This window comes from Providencia sp. PROV202, assembly GCF_028479565.1.
GTDB classification, from domain to species: domain Bacteria; phylum Pseudomonadota; class Gammaproteobacteria; order Enterobacterales; family Enterobacteriaceae; genus Providencia; species Providencia zhijiangensis.
Genome location: NZ_JAMPNV010000027.1, coordinates 1 through 4,383, shown reverse-complemented (window position 1 = coordinate 4,383; position 4,383 = coordinate 1). Strand labels below are relative to the sequence as shown.

The 4,383-nt window shown below is 39.8% G+C and carries 3 protein-coding genes, 5 tRNA genes and 1 rRNA gene; 8 read left to right on the top strand and 1 reads right to left on the bottom strand.

The window, feature by feature from the left end; all coding sequences use genetic code 11:
* Window positions 1-39: 39 nt before the first annotated feature.
* From PR799_RS17600 to birA, 4 genes are all read left to right on the top strand, one after another.
* Window positions 40-115, top strand: a tRNA-Thr gene (locus PR799_RS17600).
* 29 nt (window positions 116-144) lie between these two features.
* Window positions 145-260, top strand: a 5S ribosomal RNA gene (gene rrf / locus PR799_RS17595).
* Window positions 261-435: 175 nt separating this feature from the next.
* Window positions 436-1,470 carry a UDP-N-acetylmuramate dehydrogenase gene (gene murB, locus PR799_RS17590; protein WP_272523051.1) on the top strand — a complete coding sequence of 345 codons (1,035 nt, stop codon included), beginning with the start codon at window positions 436-438 and terminating at the stop codon, window positions 1,468-1,470.
* Window positions 1,467-2,444: a bifunctional biotin--[acetyl-CoA-carboxylase] ligase/biotin operon repressor BirA gene (gene birA / locus PR799_RS17585; protein WP_272523050.1), complete on the top strand. Its 978-nt coding sequence runs from the start codon at window positions 1,467-1,469 to the stop codon at window positions 2,442-2,444. Before murB ends, birA begins: the two co-directional genes overlap by 4 nt.
* Window positions 2,445-2,476: 32 nt before the next feature.
* Here birA and coaA read toward each other — a convergent pair whose 3' ends face one another.
* A complete protein-coding gene (coaA, locus tag PR799_RS17580) occupies window positions 2,477-3,427 on the bottom strand; it encodes a type I pantothenate kinase (RefSeq protein ID WP_272523048.1) in 951 nt (316 codons plus the stop codon).
* 428 nt (window positions 3,428-3,855) lie between these two features.
* On the opposite strand from coaA, the gene PR799_RS17575 reads away from it, so the two are divergent.
* The 4 genes from PR799_RS17575 (at window position 3,856) to PR799_RS17560 (ending at window position 4,259) form a co-directional block, all read left to right on the top strand.
* Window positions 3,856-3,931: transfer RNA gene (locus PR799_RS17575), tRNA-Thr, on the top strand.
* Between the two features lie 15 nt (window positions 3,932-3,946).
* Window positions 3,947-4,031, top strand: a tRNA-Tyr gene (locus PR799_RS17570).
* A 71-nt stretch (window positions 4,032-4,102) separates the two neighbouring features.
* Window positions 4,103-4,177: transfer RNA gene (locus tag PR799_RS17565), tRNA-Gly, on the top strand.
* Between the two features lie 6 nt (window positions 4,178-4,183).
* Window positions 4,184-4,259 (top strand) — tRNA-Thr (locus PR799_RS17560).
* The last annotated feature ends 124 nt before the right edge of the window (window positions 4,260-4,383 follow it).

The window sequence follows — 4,383 nt, the reverse complement described above, 5'->3', positions numbered from 1 at the left end:
TTTTAAGGTTGTGTCAGTGCTGACTGACAGTACCATATTGCTGATATGGCTCAGTTGGTAGAGCACACCCTTGGTAAGGGTGAGGTCCCCAGTTCGAATCTGGGTATCAGCACCATGAATACTAAAATAGTTTAAAAGAATTTACCTAGCGGCAATAGCGCGGTGGTCCCACCTGACCCCATGCCGAACTCAGTAGTGAAACGCCGTAGCGCCGATGGTAGTGTGGGGTCTCCCCATGTGAGAGTAGGGAACTGCTAGGTTTTAAATATAAGAAGCCACCCAATGGGTGGCTTTTTGCTATCTATCGATTTGTATTTTTGAAAATTCTTCTCAGTTTCTTACTTCTCATATTATTTCCATCTACATGCTATTCACTGCTAGGTCAGGCTGATAGACTTATAAAATCTTAGATCTTATTTGAAAATGAAGGTAGCAATGAACCTGACCGCCGAACTCAAATCGCTTAATAGCTTCGGTATTGATGCCAAAGCTATTAAAGTGAACATTGTACAAAGCGCTGATGCTCTGTACCAACAGTGGACAACAGCAAAAAATGACAATCTTCCTGTACTGTTATTAGGCGGGGGAAGCAATGTGTTATTTATTGAAGATTTTGATGGTGTGGTCATTGTAAACAGAATTAAAGGTATCGAAATTACTGATTCTGCAGATGCTTGGCATGTACATGCATATGCAGGGGAAAATTGGCATCAGCTACTTGAAACATTGCTTCATAAGGGAATATATGGCGCAGAAAACTTAGCGCTGATCCCTGGATGCGTAGGCTCTGCTCCGATACAAAATATTGGAGCTTATGGGTTAGAGCTAAAAGATGTTTGTGAGTATGTGGATATCCTCTGCTTGGATACAGGTAGGATCACTCGTATCCCTGCGGAAGAATGCAATTTCGGGTATCGAGACAGTATCTTTAAACATGAATATCAGAATTCGCATGCGATTATCAGCGTTGGATTGATTTTTTCTAAGGAGTGGTCACCAAAGCTAGCGTATGGCGATTTAGCTAAGCTCGATCCTAACACTGTAACGCCTTCAGATGTGTTTGAGACGGTATGTGAGACTCGCAGAAGTAAATTACCTGATCCCGCTATAACAGGTAATGCTGGCAGCTTCTTTAAAAACCCAGTCGTATCTGCTGAACTCGCGGAGACAATCAAAGCTAGTTACCCTAATTGCCCTCAATATGTTCAGGCTGATGGAAATGTAAAATTAGCAGCGGGTTGGTTGATTGACCAATGCGGCTTAAAAGGCTACGAACTAGGTGGTGCTGCAGTTCATAAACAGCAAGCTTTGGTATTGATCAATAAAGAAAATGCAACAGGAAAAGATATTGTGGAGCTAGCTAAGCATGTCAGCCACACAGTTGCACAGCATTTCGATATATATTTAGAGCCTGAAGTTCGCTTTATAGGGCGAAATGGCGAGGTCAATGCGGTGGACTGTATACAATGAAAGAGATGAGCATTCCATTACAAGTTATTGATATTTTAGCGGATGGGCAAATTCATTCAGGGGAACAACTGGGTGAGCACTTAGGAATGACGAGAGCTGCAATTAACAAACATATCAAAACATTGCGCTCATGGGGTCTTGATATTCAAACAGTTACTAGTAAGGGATATCAGCTTCCTTCGCAAATTAACCTATTGAATAAAGAACGCATTGAGCAATATGTTTCTGATTCTAATGTCATAGTTGAACCTGTTATTGATTCAACTAACCAATATATGTTGGATCGAATTCCTCACCTGCACTCTGGGGATACTTGCTTAGCTGAATACCAAAGTGCAGGAAGAGGCCGCCGCGGGCGCCAATGGATTTCACCATTCGGATGTAACCTCTACCTTTCAACATATTGGAAATTAGAACAAGGCCCCGCAGCTGCAATTGGTTTGAGCTTAGTTGTTGGTATCGTAATTGCTGAAACTTTAAATAAATTATGTGGAAACAAAGTCAAGGTTAAATGGCCTAATGACCTCTACATGAATGATAAGAAACTAGCTGGAATTCTGGTTGAACTAACAGGCAAAACTGGCGATGCAGCACATATTATTATTGGTGTTGGTATCAATATTGGTATGAGTAAAAATATCATTCAAAAAGAGAAAACAATTAACCAAGCTTGGTCTGCATTAATTGATGAAATTGAAAATATCGAGAGAAATGAATTAGCTGGTAATATTATTAATTCATTAAAAGAATCATTACGTATATTTGAGAAACAAGGATTGAAACCATTTTTGTCTCGGTGGTTTGAATTAGATAATTTTTTAGGTCGTAAGGTTAAGCTTTTGATTGGTAATGATATTGTTGTTGGTATTGAAAAGGGAATAAATGAGCAAGGCGCTCTGTTATTACAAAAAGAAGATGGAGAAGTTATCCCTTATATTGGCGGTGAAATATCATTAAGATCGAATGAAAATTAACTATAGTGGCCGGATAATACCGGCCTTATCCATTATTTTCTTAAGCGTACATTCCGAATAGAATGATTTTCGCCCTTGGTCATAATTAAACTTGCCCGTTCTTTAGTTGGCAAAATATTCTCTTCAAGATTTAAACCATTAATCTCATCCCAAATTGAACTCGCCACATTGATCGCTTCTTCTTCACTGAGCTTAGAATAGTTATGGAAATATGAATCGGTATCAGAAAATGCACCTTGTCTAAATTTCAAAAAGCGTCCGATATACCATTGCTTTAGTAATTGGGGCTCGGCATCAACATAAATGGAAAAATCAACAAAATCCGAAACAAAGACATGGTGAGGATCTTGAGGATAGTCCATATCACTTTGCAGGACGTTTAACCCTTCTAATATTAAAATATCAGGTTGGTCGATGATTTGTGTCTGATCAGGAACAATATCGTAGGTTAAATGCGAATAAACAGGGGCTGCAACATTACGCGCTCCTGACTTGATTTGAGAAACAAAGTTAACCAACTTCCGCATATCGTAAGATTGAGGAAAGCCTTTTTTCTTCATTATATTTTTGTCGCGTAAGACATGGTTTGGATATAAAAAACCATCGGTAGTAATCAAGTCAACTTTTCGATGTTCTGGCCAACGGGTTAGTAGCGCTTGTAGCAAACGGGCCGTAGTACTTTTTCCTACGGCAACACTCCCAGCGATACCAATGATATAGGGTACTTTTGCTCCATTCGTTCCTAAAAACTGTTCTAACACCGCTTGGCGGCGCAAATTGGAACTTATATAAAAGTTCAGTAGACGAGACAGAGGAAGATAAATTTCGATGACATCATCCATGGAAAGCTCTTCATTAATACCTTTAAGTTTAAGGAGCTCACTTGATGATAATGTTAGAGGAACCGAATCACGCAAAGTGGCCCAATGCTCTCTATCGAACTCTAAATATGGTGTCGTCATAAAATTTTCTTTTTGTTTCATAAACCAACATCTGCCTATTTGTGTGCAGGTTGGACAGGCTGCAAAAGCATCTGTATCCATAAAATTTGGTAGCATCATAGCGAGTGAAGAGAAGTAGGCGTAGGTTTTTTTGTGTTTTATGTGAATTTTTTTTGACGTATGCAAAAAAAAACAGGTTTTTTGCTGAAAAACTAAACGATCAAAACAGGGAAAAAACTGTGATAGTGAATAAAAAAATTATATTTTACGAAACTAAACTCGATAACGGTGCTTTACTCCTCAGATTATAATCGATTATAGTTAATGGCTGTTGTTGATGTTTTAATCTCAAAGTAGATAAAAAATCAACAAAATCGCAAAAAGCGAATAAAATATGAGCGAATGAACAAAAAATTAAATTTTTTTGTTGCATCCTGCGCTCACTCTTCCTAGAATGCGCAGCACTTGATGCCGGCATAGCTCAGTTGGTAGAGCAACTGACTTGTAATCAGTAGGTCCCGAGTTCGACTCTTGGTGCCGGCACCATTAAAAATTTGGATAGGTGGGATACCCAAGCGGCCAAAGGGAGCAGACTGTAAATCTGCCGTCACAGACTTCGAAGGTTCGAATCCTTCTCCCACCACCATCTCCAATAAGCTTCTATAAGCTTTGCGGAAAACAGTTTAACAGCTGATAACTCAGGTAGCCGAGTTCATTGCGGGCATCGTATAATGGCTATTACCTCAGCCTTCCAAGCTGATGATGCGGGTTCGATTCCCGCTGCCCGCTCCAAGATGTGCTGATATAGCTCAGTTGGTAGAGCACACCCTTGGTAAGGGTGAGGTCGGCAGTTCGAATCTGCCTATCAGCACCACTTCCCCGATGTTCTCAATTATCTCCTGTTTTGTCTCCTGTAAAGAAAGAATACAAGCGAATTTAATCCTTGCTTGGTTGATGTGGTTTAACCACCGATTCCGTGTCTTAGAGGGACAATCTAA

Coding starts and splice junctions, on each gene's coding strand:
- birA (WP_272523050.1), top strand. CDS start 1,467: ATGAAAGAGATGAGCATTCCATTACAAGTTATTGATATTTTAGCGGAT.
- murB (WP_272523051.1), top strand. CDS start 436: ATGAACCTGACCGCCGAACTCAAATCGCTTAATAGCTTCGGTATTGAT.
- coaA (WP_272523048.1), bottom strand. CDS start 3,427: ATGAAACAAAAAGAAAATTTTATGACGACACCATATTTAGAGTTCGAT.